Genomic DNA, 19891 nt, shown 5'->3' with positions numbered 1-19891 from the left:
CAGCCAAGGCTGGTCTGTTTGATGACGCTTTCAATGGTGCGGAAGGAGAGACTCGAACTCTCACGCCTAGGGCGCCAGAACCTAAATCTGGTGCGTCTACCAATTTCGCCACTTCCGCAAATTGATGGTGGCTATGACGGGATTCGAACCTGTGACCCCCGCATTATGAGTGCGATGCTCTAACCAACTGAGCTACATAGCCGTTTGTTATCGACCACCTGAGTGGAAGAGAACAGAAAAATGGCTGGGGTACTAGGATTCGAACCTAGGGATGGCGAGATCAAAACCCGCTGCCTTACCGCTTGGCGATACCCCAACAGCGTTCTTCACAATCCTGAGATTGAAAGGAACATTTTAAAATGGTGGCTATGACGGGATTCGAACCTGTGACCCCCGCATTATGAGTGCGATGCTCTAACCAACTGAGCTACATAGCCGTTTGTTATCAACCACCTGAGTGGAAGAGAACAGAAAGATGGCTGGGGTACTAGGATTCGAACCTAGGGATGGCGAGATCAAAACCCGCTGCCTTACCGCTTGGCGATACCCCAACAGTGATGCCTGACAGATTACATCAAACATCTTTTAAAAATGGCTGGGGTACTAGGATTCGAACCTAGGGATGGCGAGATCAAAACCCGCTGCCTTACCGCTTGGCGATACCCCAACAGCGATGCCTGACAGAGTCTATCAAACATCTTTTAACAGTGGCCGGGATACCAGGATTTGAACCTGGACACATTGACGAGTTCAACACTCATCATTGCTTCCCTTGACCTGTCACCGGCACCTAAATGCCGACAACTGAAATAATGGCTGGGGTACTAGGATTCGAACCTAGGGATGGCGAGATCAAAACCCGCTGCCTTACCGCTTGGCGATACCCCAACTAGAAATGGTGGCTATGACGGGATTCGAACCTGTGACCCCCGCATTATGAGTGCGATGCTCTAACCAACTGAGCTACATAGCCAACCTTGCTTCCGGTGAGTCGTTACCTCGTCACCGTGCGGGCCGAATTATGCGTATCTGGCTCTGGGGCGTCAACCCTTTTTTTGCCAGAAAAACTCAATTTGAGTGCGTTTGACCAGTTATTGGCCTCTGTTGCGCAAAAGCCCAACAATCTGCATTTTTTTAAATCATTCCCACTCTTTCGGCAAGCAGGATACAGCAAAACTCGGGCGTGGAATTGCTGCCCTGTCATGAGGTTAGGGTGAAGGGAGCGAGCTTGCAGCCCTTTGCCATGTATTCTGTTGTCACAATGATCATTCTCCATGAGTCGCATCGTTTAAAATCAGCCGTTTGGTGCCTCCGGCTGGGAGATAAATGCGCTTTGTATCGGGTTGCCGGAGGCAAATATGCTGTGAGGCCGTTTTTGCCTGCTTCAATCGGGCAGAGGGGGAGGGGATTTTCGCTGCTCCTCTGGGCAAGGGAATAGAGGGCTCAGTGGCAGGGGGAGCGGACCCCGTGCTGGCCTGCTGTTGGATGTCGCTCTCATCCGTAGGGCCGTCCTCACAGTAAACGCAAGGTAGCAGGGGTTGCTCAAGGGGCTTAGGGATAGGGAGGATGGAGAAGAAACAGGGGGAATCGCTAAAGAAGAAGCCCATCCGTTGCCGGATGGGCTTCTGGTTGTCTGCGGTATTACCTTGGCCCGGGTCTGTTGACCCGTTGCAAAGGTAAACGCGATTAGACGTTGAACAGGAAGTTGGTCTTGAGTGAGTCTATCTTGGTGTCATGAGGTCTCACGCTTTATTTAAATCTATTTATTATCAATAAATTAAATGGTTTTTTGTCTCGCGACGTTTCAGGTGGAATCACTGGTAGCCAGGTATTTTGTGTACGCAGTTGCGTACTCAAAATGCTATTGTGTACACAGCTTGAACAAAGGGGGCTAGGGTGGCGCTTAAGACAGATCGGGAAATCGCCAATTTGAAGGCGGAGGATGGCCAACGGCAGGTGGTTGCTGTTGCTAGTGGTGCTGGTGGTGGGTTGTGTATCGAGGTTCGCAGTGGTGGGCGCTCTAAAACATGGCTTTACCGTTATCGTATCAATAATAAGGCCCGAAAATTCACATTGGGCTCTTATCCAGCAATGAGCTTGGCGATTGCGCGAGTTGAGCACGGTAAGGCTGTTGCTTTGGTTAAGGCAGGGGAAGATCCTGCTGCTGTTGCCAAAGCATCCAAAGCGAAGCGGTCGGCTATGCCAACATTTGATGCGTTTTTTGAGGAGTGGTTGGAGTGGAAGCAGGCTGCCAAGCCTGCCCGAGCATCTACAGTTGAAGCCTATCGTCACATACACCGACTATATATAAGCAAAGCCATTGGTAGTCTGTTACTGAAAGATGTGACGCGAGCAGTGTTGTTTGCTCACTTATCTAAGGTACGAGGGCGCAGCATACAGGCCGCACGAAAGGCGCTGACTATCTGTGCTCAGATGCTCGACCATGCAGTAAACCTAGATCTGATAGAGTTGAATCCTGCTAGAACCATCAAGCCATCGACTATTGGTGCTGATTCCTCCCCACCACGCCAACGTTGGTTATGTCATGAAGAGGTCGCTTCTTTTTGGCAAGGACTATCAGAAGGCGGCTTTCATCCAGCTCAGTCAAATTGTTTACGTTTGATTTTGTTAACTGGTGTTCGTCGTGGAGAAGCTACGGGTATGACTTGGGAGCAAATTATTGGCAACAAATGGATCATTCCTGCCAGTAACACCAAGAACGGTAAGGAGCATACGGTCACGCTTCATAAAATGTCTCTAGAGATCCTGGCTCATCAACGAGCTATTAGCAGTGGTAGTCCTTGGGTTTTTGAGGCAATAAGAGAACACGAAGCTGGACAGGGTCATATTGATGGCAATGCCCTTCGTTGGGTGATAAATAAGGTTAGATCTATTGCTATGGCACAAAGTGAGCCATTCACCGTCCATGATTTACGGCGTAGCTTTGCTAGCTGTTGTGCAGAGTATTTGGATGCAAATGAAAGTGTGATTGAACTTGCTCTTAATCATAGTAAGCGAGACCGTCTCGTTGCTACTTATCAAGCAGGTAAACGAGCGGAACAGGTAGCTCGGCTTTTTGAACAATGGGGTGAGTATATTGAAAAACTCACTACAACAGAAAATATAATCCCAGACAATGTTGTTACTATAAACTTCAGGAAATAGATGCCATTGATAAATTACATCAGTTATATTTGAGGCTATTATAGTTCATGATTAATGTGAGGAAGTTTAGTTGCCAGTACTGGAACTATGGTTAAATACGGCAAGGAAACTAATTGGCGTTTCCTTGCCGTATTTTTGTAGAAATTTCAAGTTCTAGTTTTAGTTTTAGTTATCTCATCATACTCAGCTCTGATAAGTGCTTCAACAATCACATTCTTATTCTCACCTTTAGCACGACTGAGTTCATCAAGAATTTTACCAATATCATTTCTCATGTTAATGCTGTATTGTTTCTTTTCCTTGTTATTTTCTCTGTATTTACACTGGTCCCATGCTTTTTTCATGGTGACAAATATAAAATTGGACTTGTCTTCATTAAAAGAATAAAGCACGTCAAAGAATGAAATTATATCATCTGTTAAGTGTTTTGAATTTGGCAGGGTTAGTGATCTATACCCAAGGTTTTTTCTGTATAAATATTCACATAGCCATTCTGTTTTAGTATCTCTATATTTTTCAAACCAATTTACCAATTTCTTATTTATAATGACACGGCGTGCATCATCTTTTATTGTATTATTTATTCTTGCTTTATCACTTTTGCTGACTTTCAACCTGTTAATTAAGCAAACTATTTTTTGCTTGGTTGCCTCTTCAATCACAATATTTCCCATGCCAGTGATCTGTTTGGCATTGTTGATATTGCTAGCAGGCATAAAAGTTAACTCAAAGTCATCATAGCATTGGTTGTCATCTAGTGGTTTACTAATCAAGTGTTCTAGTTGGCGCCATATATAAAAAATTGTTCTATTATCCTTTTCATTCAGCCAGATGTAATCTTCTTTTGTAAGACATTTTTCATTGAATTCATTTTTAATGATTTCAATAAGCCTATTGAGTCCATATGAATCACTGCATTTTATTGGATGCTGTGAAATGAAGTGTTGGCATGGGGGCATGTTCACCAAAGTGGTTAATTGGCGTTCCAATTCTGTGCGACAAGGCGTCCGCTCACTTGGGACATCGTTTATTTCACATACGCTGTACCATACATAGTCTGAAAATATTTCATCTCTTAACTGAAGCGTAATTATTTTGTCACGTAATGTATTTGGCATATTGCTCTCTCCCGAAAACTACATTGTAGTGTTTAATGAGTATTTTTGTGTATCTTAAATGGAGTTTTTTGTGATGGTTTTCACGAGTTTTTTAGGTATTGATAATCTCTCTTGATTTCAGCCATTATCGTGAGCATAGCCCTCTATAGGCTTGGTATGAGTAGATTGCGTTAGAGGTGGTGAGCAGCCAAGACAGTGAGCAGGCCATATGAGATGTAACCCGGCTCCATACGTAAACTATTACGGTGTTGCTCCAGCTATGAACCAATAGCGGGAGAGCAAGCCATGAAACTCATTAAACTGAAAGACGTTACCGAAATGACCACGTTATCCAAAGCCACAATTTATCGTTTGATAAAGCAAGGTACATTCCCTCGTCAAATTTCTTTGGGGCCAAGAGCTGTGGCGTGGCGGTTAAGTGATGTCATCGCCTGGATTGAGAACAGGTCCTTGAGTAGCTTCGTGTCGATGTAATAACTCAAGAGTATGTTGTCGTCTATGAATGAAGGTATTCACGTAGCACTTAAGCAAAAAGAACTGAGGATGCCGAGAGTTTTTAACCTCTATCTATTCGGTATATGTAATATACCTACCAACACGTTCTGCTATACCAGCAGCCCTACACGGGAATATCAGCCACACTAAGTGGCTATTGACCTGTACAGCCTAAGCAGCATTGTTAAGACCTGACTAAATGGGTATGTCCGCTAGGGCTACATACCCTCTGCTCTGACGTCCTACTGTAATAAATTACACCATCCACTTAATGGATGAGTGGACTTGTACGGCCACTCTTGACCCATCCACAAAATCTACATGCATTAAATCGGCATGGGACTAACCATGCGTGCCGAAAGGAGGCGAGATGAATTCATCATTGGGCTACCAGCTTAGCCCTGAGGAGCTTAATAACCTGCTCGCAGCAGCTGAGCAGCGTTATGGGAGTGTTTCACCTTATTACTTAACCAAGTTGTCACAGGTCATTACCGGCTGCTTGGATATATATCCACGTGTGTTTGCCGTACGTGTTGATTTACGTTTGCCACAAACTAATTGGCCGGGGGAACCTGATATCCCACTGTGCTTCCCTCGGCAGGACTCAGCGGTAATTACACGTTTCTTTGGTGCACTTAAAAGCCAATTGGTAGCGGACCACTACCGTAAAGACAGGCGAGGACAGTCAGCCTTTCCTGCATATATCTGGGTGCGTGAGCAGGACTCGAGTGCGAGTCAGCATTACCACGTGGTGCTGCTTTTTAATAAAGACATTTATGCGTTCTTGGGAGATTACCATAATGCTGAGAGCGACAATATGGCTATTAGAATACAGCGTGCTTGGTGTAGTGCCCTTGGGCTTACCTACCCGGACTATGCGTCTTTAGTGCATTTTCCGAAGAACCCTGCGTACGTATTTGACCGCCGTGCTGCGATGGTACATTCCCCTGTGTTTCGCGAGTTTTTATTGCGAGCCGCGTATTTAGCGAAGACCAGAACAAAGGTTGCCGGTCAGCGTAATTTTGGTAGTAGTCAACTTTTTGGAAAGTCAGGAGAGTAAGATGACGGAAATGAATAAGAGTGAAGTAGTAGGCGAAAAGGCTCAACCAGAGTTTGAGCAGTATATGCATATGCCTACTGTATGCGGCGGTTTAGCGCATTATGATCTAAAGCCTGTCCTGACGAAGGATATTCTGCGGCTATTGTGGTGGGAGGCAACTGACCCGGTAACGACGCGTTATGCGTTTAGTTTGGAAATCTATTTCGGTGCCCGGCATTTTAATGATGTTTGCATTGCGACAGAGTGGATGTCCACTTGGTTGGTGTGTGACTCCAAAACTCGAGCTTTATTTGAAGAGTTGGAGTGTGTGGTCTGCCGTGTGAGTCACTCTCACGACATGACGTTGGTGCGGATGGTCTTCTTATTCAGTGACTGTAAACAAGCGACAAGGCCTGAGTGGTTTGCCTATCGAGTTGCAGAATACTGGCGTGAGTGCATCTTGCGGCGCTTTCGTTTCTGCAAAGAAGTAGAGCGGCTTCCTATGGAGCCTGGCTTGGGGCGAGTGGCGTATCACTGCATCGACCAAGAGGACACGGCCCTAACCGTGTTTGAATGGCTAATGAGTGGACACCGGCTATACGGTGATAACGCTGCACAGGCGGAGTATTTCTGTGGTTGTCACATCAAAAAGCAGGAGACGGGTAATTTTTAGGTCCTTGTCGCAGGAGGGAGCCTTGGCTCTCTCCTTTATTCACGTTCTTATCTGGGACATCATAAAGCCCTTAACTCTCGCGCAAATCCGGGCTTCGGAGCTTGAAGATGCAGCCCTTGGCTACCAACTCGTCCCGGTTTGCCAGTACCAGCGGGTAGAGCAGCGGATTCTGTTCATGATCGCCGTTATAGCTCACTTGCATGCGCTCCAGCGCGTAATGCATCAAAGGGATGCGCTGGTTGAGCAGCAGCTTGCCATCCGGCATGGCATAGTCACTGGCAATGATGGCCTGTTGTCCTGCGCTGAGGGTTGGATTGGGGATGACCACCGCAGTGACCTGGGTGTTCCACTCAAGATCCTGATCCCGGCCGTGAGGGGAGGTATCCAGTAGCTCAGGTTCCCCACGAAACCGGCTCATCACAAAATCCAGATATACCCCTTTCTTCTCGCAGTATGCGCGCACGTGCCAGCGGATCCCGTCATAGACCAGGGTGTGGGGCACGATATTGCGGCCGCTCTGCTCCTCTGAGCTGAGGGATACGTAATCGACATCAACCCGCAACTGACCGCGAGCCGCTTGTACCAGACCCCGCACAATCTTGGGGTCGATATGGCGGTTGGGTACATCCAAGATCTCGATATGGCCGTAGCGCAAATCCATCAGCGGCAGGGTCAACAGCCCCGCTTCATGTTGGCGTTGGTGCTGTTTTTCACGGTGCAGCAGCATCAGGTACTCATCTACTTTTCCTTCACTAAATCGCGGTACGAATTGCTCGGTTGGCTTGTATCCCTTCAGGCTTCGGTCATAGATCAACCCTTCTGGTGAGTAGTGGGTCAGGTAGTGATTGATATCCCGTGATGCTTGCTGGCGGCCGATATTGAAGGCTGTCATTAGGTGATTGGTGGTCAGCCGTCCTTCCCATTGCAACACGATCTCTAGCAGGCGAAAGCGCAGGGTCTGATCCCAAGTGAGCTCTCTGGGGGTCATATGTGCTCCAAAATGCGACATGTGTATGTAACCAGTATCGGCATGAGTATACAGACGACATATACTGAGTTAATCACAGTGTGATGAAAAAGATTGTGCTGTCTGTACCACGTTCTACCAGCATATTGCCGAAGTGCAGCTCAACTTCGGTTGCTCTCACAATCACAAGGTCATGCCAGGCTTTGCCGCCAGGCCCTATACCTCAAGGCTTTCGGGATGGTGTAGTACGATTAGGTGTATTTATTTAGTACAAGGGTATCAAGCAGATGAACGTGGTGGAGATTCAAAGGGTGCAGGTAAAGGGATAAGGCAGAGGACGTTGCCACTCTATTCTGCGGCTTACCAGAAATGAAGGTTGAGCTTATTCAGGTGACCGGTTGATGGACTTTCAGAATAAAATACCCTTCGCAATTAAGACCGAGACCGGTGCAATTGTCTCGGTCGATGATGTTGAAAGAGGACTTGCAGCCGGTTGTCATTGTCCTAGTTGTCAAGGATTGCTCGTTGCCAGAAAAGGTGAGCAAAACCGCCACTGCTTCGCGCATTACCGTGACAGCAAGGAAAAATGCTTCTACGCCTTTGAAACCAGTGTTCGGTTGATGCTGCGCTCTAAGCTGGAAAGTGTAGTGAAGCTCAATACCCCTGCCCATTACACCTCGTTTGATGGGGTCAAGGAACTGGTTGCTAAGGCCCATGCTGATATAGGCGTTCAATTTGTTCCGCAAGCAGAGACCCATGGTGTTCCGGCAGGGCTATTTCAGTTGATGTCCCGACCAGACTTCCACCTTGCCTTACACTTTCCTGCCGCGCATGAGCCTGTAGGGTTGTACCCGCTGTGGCTTGGGCGATTCATCGCCAAACATCCAAAAACAGGTGTTTTGGCTGTTCGTTATAGCCAATTTGGCGACCGGATGTTCGATAAGTCTCGCCCGGTAGGGATGGACACGACGACTTTGATGCTGACGATTCTCAGCGAAAATCCCAACTGCCTGCATTGGCTCTATCACCCACGCGAGGAGATGGCGCTGATCGCCCTGGAGCAGCTTGCCGAACAGCGACGGCAAGAAGCAGAGGAGAAAGCCAGACTGCAGCAACTAAAACAAGAACAACTGGAGGAAGCGCGGCGTCAATCTGAGGTAAAGCAAAGGATGCAACGCGAGCACCAAGCGGCGATTACGGCTCAGATGAGATTGGCTGAACAGGAGCGCGCCGCCCAGAGAGCATGGGACTATGCCGCACGGGCTGCGCAAGACAGCGACAAGACCAGCAATGGGGGGCAGTATCCACGATCTACGCCGACCGCGTGTCGTAATTGCCAACTACAGCACCAACGCCTTGATGCTGACGGCTACTGCTATCGCGAGGTTTGCATCAGAACTCGTGCGCAACGAATGGCAAGAACAGAAAAGGCAGAAGCGTCTATACGGTATTCCTACGCCAGCATGCGAGGTGGCGCAAATGTAAACAGCACTCCCCAGAAACAGACCAACCCCGTTGCCAGTCCGCAACCCGTGAGCGACACGCAACGCCAGTGGTACTCCTCTATCAAACCGGGTTCTTGTCCTCACTGTGGGGGCGATAGAGGCAATGGCCCGAATGGCTGGTGGTGTGAGAAATGTAAATAACCTTTTGATTTGTTAAGTCAGAGTGGCTCCCGGCGACGGGATACATGAAGCTACGGGAAGCAAAGCGGGACATCAGTTATTACCTGATGGATTACTACAACTGGCGGCGTCCACATCACCACAATGACGGGGTACCGCCAGCAAAAGCCGAAGAACGGCCTAACCAAGTGTCCGGATTTAGTTGATCACTACAGAATTACCTGGCTACTGGCAGGTCCTCCCAGCGGGTGGTGTAACAGGGGCTCAGGTGCTCTTGTCGCATCATCCACTCAGGCGACCCCGTACCTTGGCTGGCAAAGCCTACGCGCCCCAATCCCTTGGCTTTGATCTGGTCCATCACTGCCATCAGCGCATCTGATTGAGCGGAGGACGGGGCAAACAGGTCTGCCTGTTGCTGCCCCTTGGGAGTGAACTCACTCAGCATGACGCCCCCCTTCTGATAGCGGTAACCGTCGCGCCAAATCTGCGCTAGCAGCACGTTCACTTGCTGCAGCAGCAACCGGGTGTCATCGCTAGGGCAGACCAGCCGGACGCCAGCCTGCTCACTGTAGTAAGGCGCTCGTTCGTCAAAGGGGCTAGTTCGCACGAACAGGTGCACCCGCTGGCAACACATCCCCTCGGCCCGCAGCTTCTCGGCTGCGCGAGCCATAAAGCCTGACAACGCTTGGGCCATTTCTCCACGGTCAGTCACGCGCTCACCAAAGGAACGGCTCGAGAGGATCTGCAGCTTCGCCGTCGGTTCAACGGTCAGCTCTGCACAAGGCAGGCCACGCAGCTCCTGTACGATCCGCTCGACCACCACGCCGTATTGGGCGCGTAACCCTTTGGCATCGCTAGCCACCAGGTCAGCCACGGTGTTGATGCCTTGTGCCACCAACTTGGCTCCCAAGCGCCGTCCTATGCCCCACACCTCGTCCACCGGGGTGATAGCCATCAGCCGGGCACGGCGCAGCTCGTCACGCAAGTCCACGACGCCGCCAGTGGCAGGCCACTTCTTGGCTGCATAGTTGGCCAGCTTGGCGAGGGTCTTGGTGGGACCAATCCCGACCCCTACCGTTAGGCCGGTCCACTGCCACACTCGCTGCCGGATCTGTTGTCCATAGGCTGTCAGGTCCCCGGCAAACGACTCCGACAGTGACAGGAATGCTTCATCAATGGAGTAGACCTCCAGTTCGGGGGACATGGTCTCCAACGTGCTCATCACCCTGCCAGACATGTCTCCATAGAGTGCGTAGTTGGAGCTGAATGCCACACCGCCATGCGCCTCGAACTGCTCGCGGATCTTGAAGTAGGGCCCGGCCATCTTGATACCCATCGCCTTGGCTTCGGGGCTGCGCGACACCACGCATCCATCGTTGTTGGAGAGCACCACGATCGGGCGGCCACGCAGCTCAGGGCGAAACAGCCGCTCACAGCTGGCGTAGAAGTTGTTTACATCAACGAGCGCTATAGCCATCACGCTGCCTCAGATTGCCAATCACATGTGCGTATTCCGGCGAAGTTGAACAGCCATTCCGGCCAACGTGAACACCCTGATCCTTAACGCGCTCACGTCATCTCGTTTCTAACTCGACTGTTCAGATTGGGTCAACTCACTTCTCCTCTTCCTCATCGATTCTCCCTTCAGTGGCAGCCGGTGAGCGTTGTGCATCAGCCGGTCCAGGATCGCATCTGCCAGGGTGTTGTCACCCAAGCTCGCGTACCACTCTTCAGTTGGCAGCTGACTGACCACTATCGTCGAGTATTTCCCATACCGATCATCCATGATCTCCAGCAGTGCGTTGCGCTGTTCGGCATTCACCGCCTCCAGTCCCCAGTCATCCAGGATCAGCAGCTCTATCCTTGCCAGTTGACCCAACAGTCTGGCGTAACTGCCATCTACCTTGGCCTGGCTCAGCTCAAGCAGCAGACGTGGCAGCCGGTAGTAACGAGTGCTATGCCCTTGCTGACAGGCTTGGTAGCCCAGCGCACAAGCCAGGTAGGTTTTTCCACAGCCACAGGGGCCGGTAATGAGCAGGTTCTGGCCCCGGCGCAGCCACTCTCCTTGGGCCAGGTTTGCTACCTGTGACCGCTCCAGGTTGCGTGCTGACTGGTAGTCCAGCTCCTGCACCGTGGCCTGGAGTTTGAGCCTTGCCTGCTTGACCAGCCGAGTTTGCTTACGCTGCTCCCGGCTCAGTTGTTCGTGTTCGACCAGCAGGCTTAGCCGCTCGATGAAGGGCAGCCCTTCGTAGGTACTCGCATGTTCCAGTTGTTGTTGCACGGCATCCGCCATGCCGGTCAGTTTCAGGTTTCTCAGGCGGGTCAGGGTTTGTTGGGTCATGGGGCGTATCCTCTTTAGTGGAAGCTCTGGGGGCCACGGATGTTCTCGTGCTCTTGCGGTAACTCTGGGTAGCTCAGCGGGCTTGCGGGCAGTTGGTCGCGGCCACTGGTCAGCACCGACTTGAGCTGTTTGAGTCGCACCAGACCTTCCCGGTTGGCCAACTGGCAACAGGCTTCAACCCGTGATGGCGGATACTCCCGGCTAAGACTCAGCAGCCCCAGGCAGAGTCGGTATGCCTGCTCGGCATGGGCTTTCTCTTCCAACCGTTCGCTAACCCAGCACAAGGTGCTCGGTCCGATGTCAGCAGCCCACTGTTTAAGACGCCCTGGGGTCCAGCGTTGCTGCTTGCTGTGACGTTCCGGCATGTGCTCAGGGAGCGTGCTCATCCCCGGGATGGTTTTACGTGGATGGCTCGCGACCAGCTGTTGCTGGTGATAGACCTGAAGCAGTGTGTCGCCTGCATGGAGCTCCAGTTGCTGACCCACATACTGGTGTGGCACCGAGTAATGGTGCTGCTCATAGCTGACGTGATAGTCGATGTTGACCTTGACCGTTTTGATGGCGACATAGCGATAGGGATGCACCGGCAGTGGTCCCAGTGCCGGGCGGTCCAACTGCTCAAATGCGTCACGTCGGTTACCGGGCAGTTGCTTGAACGGACGCTCGTTGAGTTCGTTCAGCAAGGCACGGATGCACTGGTTGAGTTCGGCAAGCGAGAAGAAGGTCTGATGGCGTAGACGGGCCAGGATCCAGCGCTCGACGATCTGCACACCCACCTCCGCCTTGGCCTTGTCCTTGGGCTTGTAAGGACGAGCTGGCATCACCGCCACCTGATAGTGCTCGGCCAACTGCTGGTAGCTGGGGTTGAGCTCGGGATCGTATCGGCAAGCCTTGCTGACACCGCTCTTGAGGTTGTCGGGGATCAGCAGTGCCGGTGTCCCGCCGAAAAACTCAAAGGCACGGACATGGCTTTGCAGCCAGTCCGGCAGTGACTGTGACCAGGTGGCCTCGGCAAAGGTGTAGTTGGACGCACCGAGCACGGCGACAAAGACTTGTGCCTGACGGACCTCACCCGTGGTCGGCGACACGATGGGCACCGTGGGCCCGCAGTAGTCGATAAAGAGCTTTTCCCCCGCCTTATGGATCTGGCGCATGGAGCGCTTTTGCAACTGACACCAGGACTTGTAACGGTCGCAGAACTGGGAGTAGCTGTAACAGCTATTGGGATAGCGCTGGGTGTACTCCTCCCAGAGCAGCTGTTTGGAGACCCCCTTGCGCTTGAGCTCCTGATGGACAGAGGGCCAATCCGGCACGACATGGCAGGCCGATATGGTGGTATCGGCCTGCGGATAAAACAGGGCAGCCAGTCGGCCATCATCAAACTCGGTGGGCAGGGGCCAGCTAAGGCCGAGCGCCTGGGCACTTTTGAGGAGTTTCTGGATGGAGCCGACACTGACCTTGGTACAGATACTGATTTGGCGAACAGAGAGGTCAGCTTCCAGCCGCAGTCGCAGCACTTCACGAATTTTACGCATTGCAATCCTCTTGGCAGACATAGGCTCTTCCCTGGCAAAAGGGAGAGCGTATCAAAGGTTGTTAAATCAATGCGTTAAGGATGATTCTGGTGAATGTGAACAGTGATTCCGGGATGTTGAACACTGTTTCCGGAAAGGAGGGGCAAAGTGTTCAGGTTGAGCCGGAATGAGCGTTCACATTGGTCCGGAAATGGTGTTCACGTTGAACCGGAATCGGTGTTCATGATCGGCCGGAATATGCAACATGGGTGACCACTCCAAACAACTCCAGGGAGAGGCTCATACAAGGGTCGATAGGCGCGAACGCCGGATTGGCTGGCAACAGCCGCAACCTCGGCTTGAGCTGCAAGGTCTTTACCGTGAAGCCGCCATCGAGTAGTGCAATCACCACATCACCATGGCGCGGGGTGAGGCTCTTATCGACCACCAGCAAGTCACCGGGAAAGATGCCGACCCCGGTCATGCTCTCCCCCTCGGCACGCAGATAGAAGGTTGCTGCAGGGTGCGCCACGCAGTGGGTGTTGAGGTCTAACTTCCCTTCCAGATAGTCGCTGGCTGGGCTGGGAAAGCCGCAAGAGGCGCGGTGCAAGAACAGCGGGATGGTCACCTCGGCGGGTGATGGGTCTGGGGTTAACAGCTTCATGGCAAAACACCTGTATTTATATACAGCTATTATAGCGCACCACCTTTGAACCAGCGCAAGTCCCGCATGCCAGTGATGGCGTACCATGGCGCCAACAAATAACAAAGAGGTCAGTATGAGTCACAATCTGTGTGCCCTACCGAAAGAGCAGCAAGAACGGGTCGAGGTCGAGAAGGCCGCCGCATATGCGGTATGGAAGGAGCGCAACGGTTACTTGGCCAGCGCAGAAAGCGAAGCAAGCCAGCATAAGGGTGAGCTGAGCAGCTACTTTCTTGAGCAAGTGGGTAAATACAAACGAGGCTAACTCTATCTGGTTGAAAATGTTACATGTACACATGCCCAGTATCGAAGGAATTGTCATAGCCCGATAAAATCGCCTCTCACCACTTTTAGACGCTCGTTACAGCAACTCGGGTCGTCTTAGTCGGCACACGAGCGGTACGGTAATAACTCACAAAATTTATTTAAAATAATGGCTGTGTTATGCAGCTTGCACGAGAGAGCAATAACCTGAACATGCATGTCCAAACGTTAGAATCGTTCCCCCCTGAAGTTGTCAGTAAACTGCAGTACTACGTTTACCGGCTGATTGATCCACGCAATGGCGAAACATTTTATATCGGCAAGGGGAAGGGCAACCGGGTCTTTGCTCATGTCCAAGGCAGTGTTGAGGATGACGCTGTATCGGAAAAATTGGAGCGAATTCGCGCCATCCATCTTGCAGGGCTGGATGTGGTGCATGTTATTCATCGGCACGGTATGAACGAAAAAACGGCCTTTGAGGTCGAAGCGGCGCTGGTTGATGCCTATCCGGGGATCACCAATATCATGGATGGGCATGGCAATAGTGAATTTGGTGCCATGCACTCAACCGAGATCATCCAAAAGTACTGTGCTCCAACTGCCGAATTCCACCATAAGGCGCTGTTGATCAGTGTTAACCGTAGCGCATTAGAGCGGTCACTTTATGACGCAACCCGCTTTGCTTGGCGTCTTAATAAAGATAAGGCCTGCCAAGCAGATGTGATTTTAGCCACGGTGCAGGGGCTGATTGTCGGTGCATTTATTGCGCAGCAGTGGATTGACGCAACAGCTGAACATTTTCCAGGTAAAGAGACCATTGAAGGACGTTATGGCTTTGTTGGCCATGAGGCGTCTGAGGAGATCAAAGCCATGTATGTCGGCAAGAGGCTGCCCGATGAGTTTCGCAAGCGGGGAGCTTCAAACCCCATCAAATATACCTGGTCGTGAAAGCTCAGAGAGCACAAACGGCTGCCAAATATGCGCTTATCTTGTCCAATTGACATAAATCTTGAGTTTTGGTGACCTGGCTTCATAGAGCAATCGCCCTCTGAGGGGTAGAATGACGCTCCTTTGATAGCATGAACTGAGCGCCGTTAGGGTCAATAGAGCATTTATGAGTAGCGAAGAACACCTGGTTAAGCTGGGCTTTAAATTTGGTAAAAATGGGGCCCACTCGGCTAGAAGCTTGATGTATAGCGAGCTAAAAACGCTGCTGGATGGTCGCCCTGAGCAGGCAACCCGGCATGACTATCAGCAAGATATCGAGCTTTACAATGTGCTGCATAAAAGCAGCGACAATGCCCGCAAGTTGACGTTCCGCCACCTGGTCGATCTGTATGGTATCTCCCCGGATATCCCTTTGTTTCACGTGTTTCGCCAGCTATGGGAGCGAAGTGAAGAGGCTCAACCTCTGTTGACCTTGCAACTTGCGCTGGCCAGGGACCCGTTATTAAGGCAGACCCAGTCGTTGATTAGTACGACCCCGTTGGGAGACATACTGGAACGTGAACAGGTGGAACACGTTTTAGCCGCCCCCGACCCTAACCGTTTCAGCCCGGCTTCCCTGCGCTCGTTTGCCCAGAATATCAACGGCAGTTGGACGCACGCCGGGTTCCTGCAAGGCAAATACAAAAAGGTGAGAACCAGTCCGGTCGTGACCTATGTCAATGCGGCATTTGCACTCTTTCTCGGTCACTGTGAAGGGCGTGCCGGACAAGGGTTGTTTCAGACTCCATGGTTTCAACTGCTAAGCCTGGATCCGGCAGAGGGATATGAGCTGGCCTACATGGCATCGCTGCATGGCGTAATTAGCTACAAGCAGGCTAGTGGCATTGTCGAAATCCGCTTCCCCCTCTGGCCAATAGCGCCAGCATCTTGAGGAGAACGAGAGCATGGGTGATCGCCTCTCAAAACTGATTAAGCGTTTTACCACTTATATCTCGGTGCCTTGGCGCTCGGTGCTATCTGCCGAAGAGCGCGCTGTCTTTGTGGTGTACCACAAAGAAGATGAGTTAAAGCTGCGGGCTCGGGTCACTGAATTTCAACTGGCCGTTGAGCAGCATGGTCACTGCTGGCAGTTGTTGGATATCACAGATGCCTTCCCCAAGTGGATGGGGGAACACGACTATGCAGACGCCTATTTCGCCGAGCCGGAGCTGCTAGTGGGCAGTTATGAATTTTTTGCCGAAGAGCTGGCCGAGCGTCTGAAAGAGGAAGTCGATAAAACCCTGGGGAGCAACGATGTAGTGGCCCTGCTGGGCACTGGCACGCTGTTTGGTTTTGCCTCTGTTTCTGGGTTGGTGAAGGCGCTCTCTCCAGTGGTAAAAGGCAAGCTGGTGGTCTTCTTCCCCGGCGAGTATCACGACAACAACTTTAGTCTGTTAGATGCCAAGGATGGGTGGGGATATCACGCCACCGCCATCTGTCACCATAACGAATAACAACAAGGAATTACGGGATGCTAAATAGAGAGATTTACAGTAACGATCCGTTGCAATCTGAGTTGGCCAACAACGGTGTGGCCGTCGTCAACGATGATCAGAGTGCCGAGTCCTTCGCTACCCTGCGTTATGAGCTTAAAACCTTTGTCTGTGATGGCGCCTATGAGGCGGGCATGCAGAAAATTCTGGCGGCCTATCTGAGCAAGCTAGACGCCAAGGTTGAGCAGTCAGGGGTCTGGATCAGCGGTTTCTACGGATCGGGTAAATCTCACTTGGCCAAGATGTTGCGCACCTTCTGGACCAATCAACGCTTCTCTGATGGTGCCGATCCCTTGAGCCTGGCCGATCTCCCTGCAGGCATTCGCGAGCAATTTGCCAAGCTGTCACTGCTCTCCCAACAATACCAGGGTTTGCATGCCGCTTCGGGTACCCTGGGCGCGGGCAAGCGTGGCAACGTGCGCCTGGCGTTTCTCTCTATCATCTTCAAGTCGGTAGGGTTGCCAGAGCAATACCATCTAGCCCGCTTTGTGATGTGGTTGAAATCCCAAGGGGTGCTCGATGCCGTGCAACAGTATGTCAGGCTGCATGGCAAAGCAGTTGCAGATCAAGATCCTTGGCAAAGAGAGCTGCGTAATCTCTACGTCTCTCCTGTGATGGCTCAGGCACTGTTGCACCATTTCAGTGATTTGGCCACCAACGCCCCAGACATGTCCAAGGTACTGCGTGCACAGTTCCCAGAGGTCAAAGACATCACCAACGACGAGATGGTCGATGCGGTCATGGATGCCCTGGAACGTAATGGTCAGCTGCCGCTCACGCTGATCGTGCTTGATGAGGTGCAGCAGTATGTGGGCGGAGATGAAGACCGCGCCTTTGATGTGCAAGAGGTAATTGAAACCTGCTGCAAGGCGAGCCGCTTTAAATCACGCCTGCTGTTTGTTGCCACAGGGCAAAGTGCGCTAAGTGACACCCCTAACCTGCAACGCCTGATGGGCCGCTTTGTGGTCACAGTGCAACTGGCCGATACCGATGTGGATGCAGTGATCCGCAAAGTGATCCTGCAGAAAAAAGAGAGTGCCAAGGGGGCTGTCGAGGATCTGATCCAGAAAAACCTGGGCGAGATCAGCCGCCATCTGCGGGGCTCTAAGTTTGAACATCAACGGGATGACGAACAGTGGATGGTGGCCGACTATCCATTGCTGCCGGTGCGTCGCCGTTTCTGGGAAAAGTTGCTGCCCGCGCTGGATAAAACCGGCACCGGCTCACAGCTGCGTAATCAACTGCGTATCACTCATGAGGCAACCCGTTACGGGGCCGAAAAGGCGCTTGGCTGTCTGATCCCGGCCGATTTTATTTACGATCAAATCGTCAACGATCTGGTCAATAGCGGAGTAGTGGGGCAAGAGATCTATGCCGAGATTGGCAAGCTCAAAGATGGCTCGCCTGAAGAGGTCCTGCAGGGGCGGATCCTCTCCCTCATCCTGATGATCAGCAAATTGCCGAGCGAAATTGACTACGGCATTCACGCCAGTGCAGAAACCCTGGCTGACTTGCTGATCGAAGATTTGGAGAATGAGAAGCACGACCTGCGGCCACGAGTCAATGCGGCGCTGCAGGTGTTGGAAAAGGCCTCGCTGATCATGGCAGTGCAGTCTGCAAGTGGCGTTGAGTATCGCCTGCAAACGGCCGAGAGCCAGGCTTGGTATGACATGTATCGCCAGCAGCAAGCGGAGCTCCGTGCCGATCCAGCACGACTCGATGGCCTGCGCAATCAACTGGTGCACACCATAGTGCGCAAGTTGGTCAGCCAAGTGCGCCTTACCCAAGGCCAGGTGGCAGAGGGGCGCACCCTGAATGTTGCGTTCGATGATGAGTTGCCCAACGATGCACAAGAGAAGCTCTACGTCTGGGCACCGGGATTACCGGAGCGGCAATTGCAAGATTTGGCGCGCGCAGATAGCGCAGATAATGGCACCCTTTATCTTTATATCCCCTCAGAGGGTAAGAGCAAGCTTAACGCAGCCATCGTTGAGAAGCAGGCGGCCACCATGACCCTGGACGTCAAACAAAATGCGGTGATGACCGAAGCGGGTAAAGAGGCCCGTGCCGCCATGATGTCGAGCCAGCGCAATGCCGAAGCAGAGGTCAAACGCTTGACCGCTGAGATGGAAGGGATGATGTGGCTGCGCCTCTCTGGTGGCAGTGAAGTGGGGGGAGATACCTTGGTGGCGCAACTGCAAGCTGGGGCCGAAACGGCCTGCGTGCGCCTCTATCGCAACTTCGATATGGCAGATCACAAGGAGTGGGCCAAGGTTTACACCCGTGCCAGCCAGGGGGATGCCGATGCGCTAGAGGCGATTGGCCACCAGGGTGAGGCACAAAACCTCCCGGTCTGCCGTGAAATCAAAAGGTTTATCGGGGTGATGAAAACCGGTAGTGAAGTGCGCGAACACTTTGGTAAAGCCCCTTACGGCTGGTCCCGTGATGCTATCGATGGAGCACTCTTTGCTATGTTGGCTGCTGGCGTACTCAAAGCCAGCGATGCCAAACTCAACGCCACCGATGCGCGCAGCCTGGAGCGCGCCCAGGTCGGCCCGACCCAGTTCCGCCCCGAAACGGCCACCATCGGCAAGGTACAATTGATCAAGGTGCGCAGCCTGATCAACAGCTTGGGGGGGAGTTGTAACGCCGGGGAAGAGAGCTGCAAGCTTGCCGACGCATTACAACAGGCCAAGGCGCTGGCTCGCCGTCTCGGGGGCGAGGCTCCCTTGCCACTGCCCCCCTCAACCCAGCAACTCGATGAGCTATTGGTGCTCTCGGGCAATGATCAACTGCTCGCCGCGTTTGAAAGCAAAGAGGCGCTGCAAGCCGAATACGAGAGCTGGAAAGCACAGCTTGAGCTGGTGGCCGAGCGCAAAGAGCAGTGGGACAACCTGCAAGGTCTGCTGCCCTACTGCCGTGAACTGGCGGTGTTTGCTGAGCTCAATCAAGAGTGCGAGTCGCTGCGTGCCGGTCGAACCCTGCTGCAAAGCCCTTCCCCGGTGCAGCCACTACTCAACAAAGCCATAGACGCGTTGCGTAACACCATCATGGCGCACTGTGACCGCTATGAGCAGGAGTACCAGGCCTGCTATCGGGAACTCGACAGTGACCCCAGTTGGGCCAAGCTCACCAGCGATCAGCAGAGCCAACTGCTCGCCAAGCACGGCATCGCCCAGTTACCCAAACTTAAACTGGGCAGTTTGCAAGAGGTGCAGCAGAGCCTGGATAACTGCTCCTGGCAGGGGTGGAACGATCGTATTTCAGCCTTGACCTCTTATTTTGATAAGGCGCTGAGCGATGCAGTCACCCTGCTCAAACCCAAGGTGCGCCATATTTCGGTGCCAAAGCCGCTGATTGAATCAGAACAAGATCTGAAAGCTTGGCTGGCCCAGGTAGAAGATCAGGTGCGTTGCGAACTGGCCCAAGGTAACCCGGTACGCGTCAGCTAGTGCGCTGAACAAAAGAGAAACAATAAGGCCGATGCGGCAGACTTGCCGCGTCGGC

16 protein-coding genes, 8 tRNA genes and 1 pseudogene are annotated in these 19891 nt (G+C 52.2%); 11 read left to right on the top strand and 14 right to left on the bottom strand.

The window, feature by feature from the left end; genetic code table 11:
* Positions 1-34: 34 nt before the first annotated feature.
* The 8 genes from I6L37_RS20850 to I6L37_RS20815 form a co-directional block, all read right to left on the bottom strand.
* Positions 35-118: transfer RNA gene (locus I6L37_RS20850), tRNA-Leu, on the bottom strand.
* 7 nt (positions 119-125) lie between these two features.
* Positions 126-202: transfer RNA gene (locus I6L37_RS20845), tRNA-Met, on the bottom strand.
* A 39-nt stretch (positions 203-241) separates the two neighbouring features.
* Positions 242-316: transfer RNA gene (locus tag I6L37_RS20840), tRNA-Gln, on the bottom strand.
* Between the two features lie 44 nt (positions 317-360).
* A tRNA-Met gene (locus I6L37_RS20835) sits at positions 361-437 on the bottom strand.
* Positions 438-476: 39 nt separating this feature from the next.
* A tRNA-Gln gene (locus tag I6L37_RS20830) sits at positions 477-551 on the bottom strand.
* Between the two features lie 41 nt (positions 552-592).
* Positions 593-667, bottom strand: a tRNA-Gln gene (locus tag I6L37_RS20825).
* A gap of 146 nt (positions 668-813) precedes the next feature.
* A tRNA-Gln gene (locus I6L37_RS20820) sits at positions 814-888 on the bottom strand.
* An 8-nt stretch (positions 889-896) separates the two neighbouring features.
* Positions 897-973, bottom strand: a tRNA-Met gene (locus I6L37_RS20815).
* A 923-nt stretch (positions 974-1896) separates the two neighbouring features.
* Between I6L37_RS20815 and I6L37_RS20810 the strand changes: the two genes are divergently transcribed.
* A complete protein-coding gene (locus I6L37_RS20810) occupies positions 1897-3165 on the top strand; it encodes a site-specific integrase (RefSeq protein WP_216992850.1) in 1269 nt (422 codons plus the stop codon).
* A gap of 146 nt (positions 3166-3311) precedes the next feature.
* Here the strand turns inward: I6L37_RS20810 and I6L37_RS20805 are convergent, their stop codons facing one another.
* Complete coding sequence (locus tag I6L37_RS20805; protein ID WP_216992849.1) at positions 3312-4283, bottom strand: hypothetical protein; 972 nt, start codon at positions 4281-4283, stop codon at positions 3312-3314.
* A gap of 285 nt (positions 4284-4568) precedes the next feature.
* Here I6L37_RS20805 and I6L37_RS20800 point away from each other — a divergent pair, with 285 nt between their 5' ends.
* From I6L37_RS20800 to I6L37_RS20790, 3 genes are all read left to right on the top strand, one after another.
* Positions 4569-4757: an AlpA family transcriptional regulator gene (locus I6L37_RS20800; RefSeq protein WP_216992848.1), complete on the top strand. Its 189-nt coding sequence runs from the start codon at positions 4569-4571 to the stop codon at positions 4755-4757.
* A gap of 391 nt (positions 4758-5148) precedes the next feature.
* On the top strand, positions 5149-5838 hold the full coding sequence (locus tag I6L37_RS20795; protein WP_216992847.1) for an inovirus Gp2 family protein: 690 nt from the start codon (positions 5149-5151) through the stop codon (positions 5836-5838).
* A gap of 1 nt (position 5839) precedes the next feature.
* Positions 5840-6490 (top strand): hypothetical protein, encoded by a 651-nt coding sequence (locus I6L37_RS20790; protein WP_216992846.1) that lies wholly within the window; start codon positions 5840-5842, stop codon positions 6488-6490.
* A gap of 70 nt (positions 6491-6560) precedes the next feature.
* Here the strand turns inward: I6L37_RS20790 and I6L37_RS20785 are convergent, their stop codons facing one another.
* Complete coding sequence (locus I6L37_RS20785; protein WP_216992845.1) at positions 6561-7478, bottom strand: WYL domain-containing protein; 918 nt, start codon at positions 7476-7478, stop codon at positions 6561-6563.
* 380 nt (positions 7479-7858) lie between these two features.
* Here I6L37_RS20785 and I6L37_RS20780 point away from each other — a divergent pair, with 380 nt between their 5' ends.
* Both I6L37_RS20780 and I6L37_RS20775 read left to right on the top strand, forming a co-directional pair.
* Positions 7859-9103 carry a hypothetical protein gene (locus I6L37_RS20780; protein ID WP_203130877.1) on the top strand — a complete coding sequence of 415 codons (1245 nt, stop codon included), beginning with the start codon at positions 7859-7861 and terminating at the stop codon, positions 9101-9103.
* 11 nt (positions 9104-9114) lie between these two features.
* Positions 9115-9288: pseudogene (locus I6L37_RS20775) on the top strand (IS3 family transposase); the annotation flags it as partial.
* An 11-nt stretch (positions 9289-9299) separates the two neighbouring features.
* Here the strand turns inward: I6L37_RS20775 and umuC are convergent.
* From umuC to umuD, 4 genes are all read right to left on the bottom strand, one after another.
* The gene (gene umuC, locus I6L37_RS20770) at positions 9300-10559 is read right to left on the bottom strand and encodes a translesion error-prone DNA polymerase V subunit UmuC (protein ID WP_216992844.1); all 1260 of its coding nucleotides are present in this window, start codon (positions 10557-10559) and stop codon (positions 9300-9302) included.
* Between the two features lie 108 nt (positions 10560-10667).
* Positions 10668-11423 carry an IS21-like element ISAs29 family helper ATPase IstB gene (istB, locus tag I6L37_RS20765; RefSeq protein ID WP_077097809.1) on the bottom strand — a complete coding sequence of 252 codons (756 nt, stop codon included), beginning with the start codon at positions 11421-11423 and terminating at the stop codon, positions 10668-10670.
* A 14-nt stretch (positions 11424-11437) separates the two neighbouring features.
* On the bottom strand, positions 11438-12979 hold the full coding sequence (gene istA, locus I6L37_RS20760; RefSeq protein WP_121463554.1) for an IS21-like element ISAs29 family transposase: 1542 nt from the start codon (positions 12977-12979) through the stop codon (positions 11438-11440).
* A gap of 199 nt (positions 12980-13178) precedes the next feature.
* Positions 13179-13601 (bottom strand): translesion error-prone DNA polymerase V autoproteolytic subunit, encoded by a 423-nt coding sequence (gene umuD, locus I6L37_RS20755; protein WP_216992843.1) that lies wholly within the window; start codon positions 13599-13601, stop codon positions 13179-13181.
* A gap of 115 nt (positions 13602-13716) precedes the next feature.
* On the opposite strand from umuD, the gene I6L37_RS20750 reads away from it, so the two are divergent.
* The 5 genes from I6L37_RS20750 (at position 13717) to brxC (ending at position 19836) form a co-directional block, all read left to right on the top strand.
* Positions 13717-13905: a DUF3283 family protein gene (locus tag I6L37_RS20750; RefSeq protein WP_182951572.1), complete on the top strand. Its 189-nt coding sequence runs from the start codon at positions 13717-13719 to the stop codon at positions 13903-13905.
* Positions 13906-14084: 179 nt separating this feature from the next.
* Positions 14085-14852, top strand: a complete 768-nt coding sequence (locus I6L37_RS22135) for a hypothetical protein (protein ID WP_232092746.1) — start codon at positions 14085-14087, stop codon at positions 14850-14852.
* A gap of 166 nt (positions 14853-15018) precedes the next feature.
* Positions 15019-15783, top strand: a complete 765-nt coding sequence (locus I6L37_RS20740; RefSeq protein WP_182951577.1) for a hypothetical protein — start codon at positions 15019-15021, stop codon at positions 15781-15783.
* Positions 15784-15796: 13 nt separating this feature from the next.
* On the top strand, positions 15797-16345 hold the full coding sequence (locus I6L37_RS20735) for a BREX protein BrxB domain-containing protein (RefSeq protein ID WP_182951578.1): 549 nt from the start codon (positions 15797-15799) through the stop codon (positions 16343-16345).
* Positions 16346-16362: 17 nt separating this feature from the next.
* Positions 16363-19836: a BREX system P-loop protein BrxC gene (gene brxC, locus I6L37_RS20730; RefSeq protein WP_216992842.1), complete on the top strand. Its 3474-nt coding sequence runs from the start codon at positions 16363-16365 to the stop codon at positions 19834-19836.
* Positions 19837-19891 lie beyond the last annotated feature (55 nt).

It is taken from the genome of Aeromonas sp. FDAARGOS 1407, from assembly GCF_019048725.1.
Classification (GTDB): domain Bacteria; phylum Pseudomonadota; class Gammaproteobacteria; order Enterobacterales; family Aeromonadaceae; genus Aeromonas; species Aeromonas enteropelogenes.
This window is presented reverse-complemented; position numbering and strand designations above follow the sequence as displayed.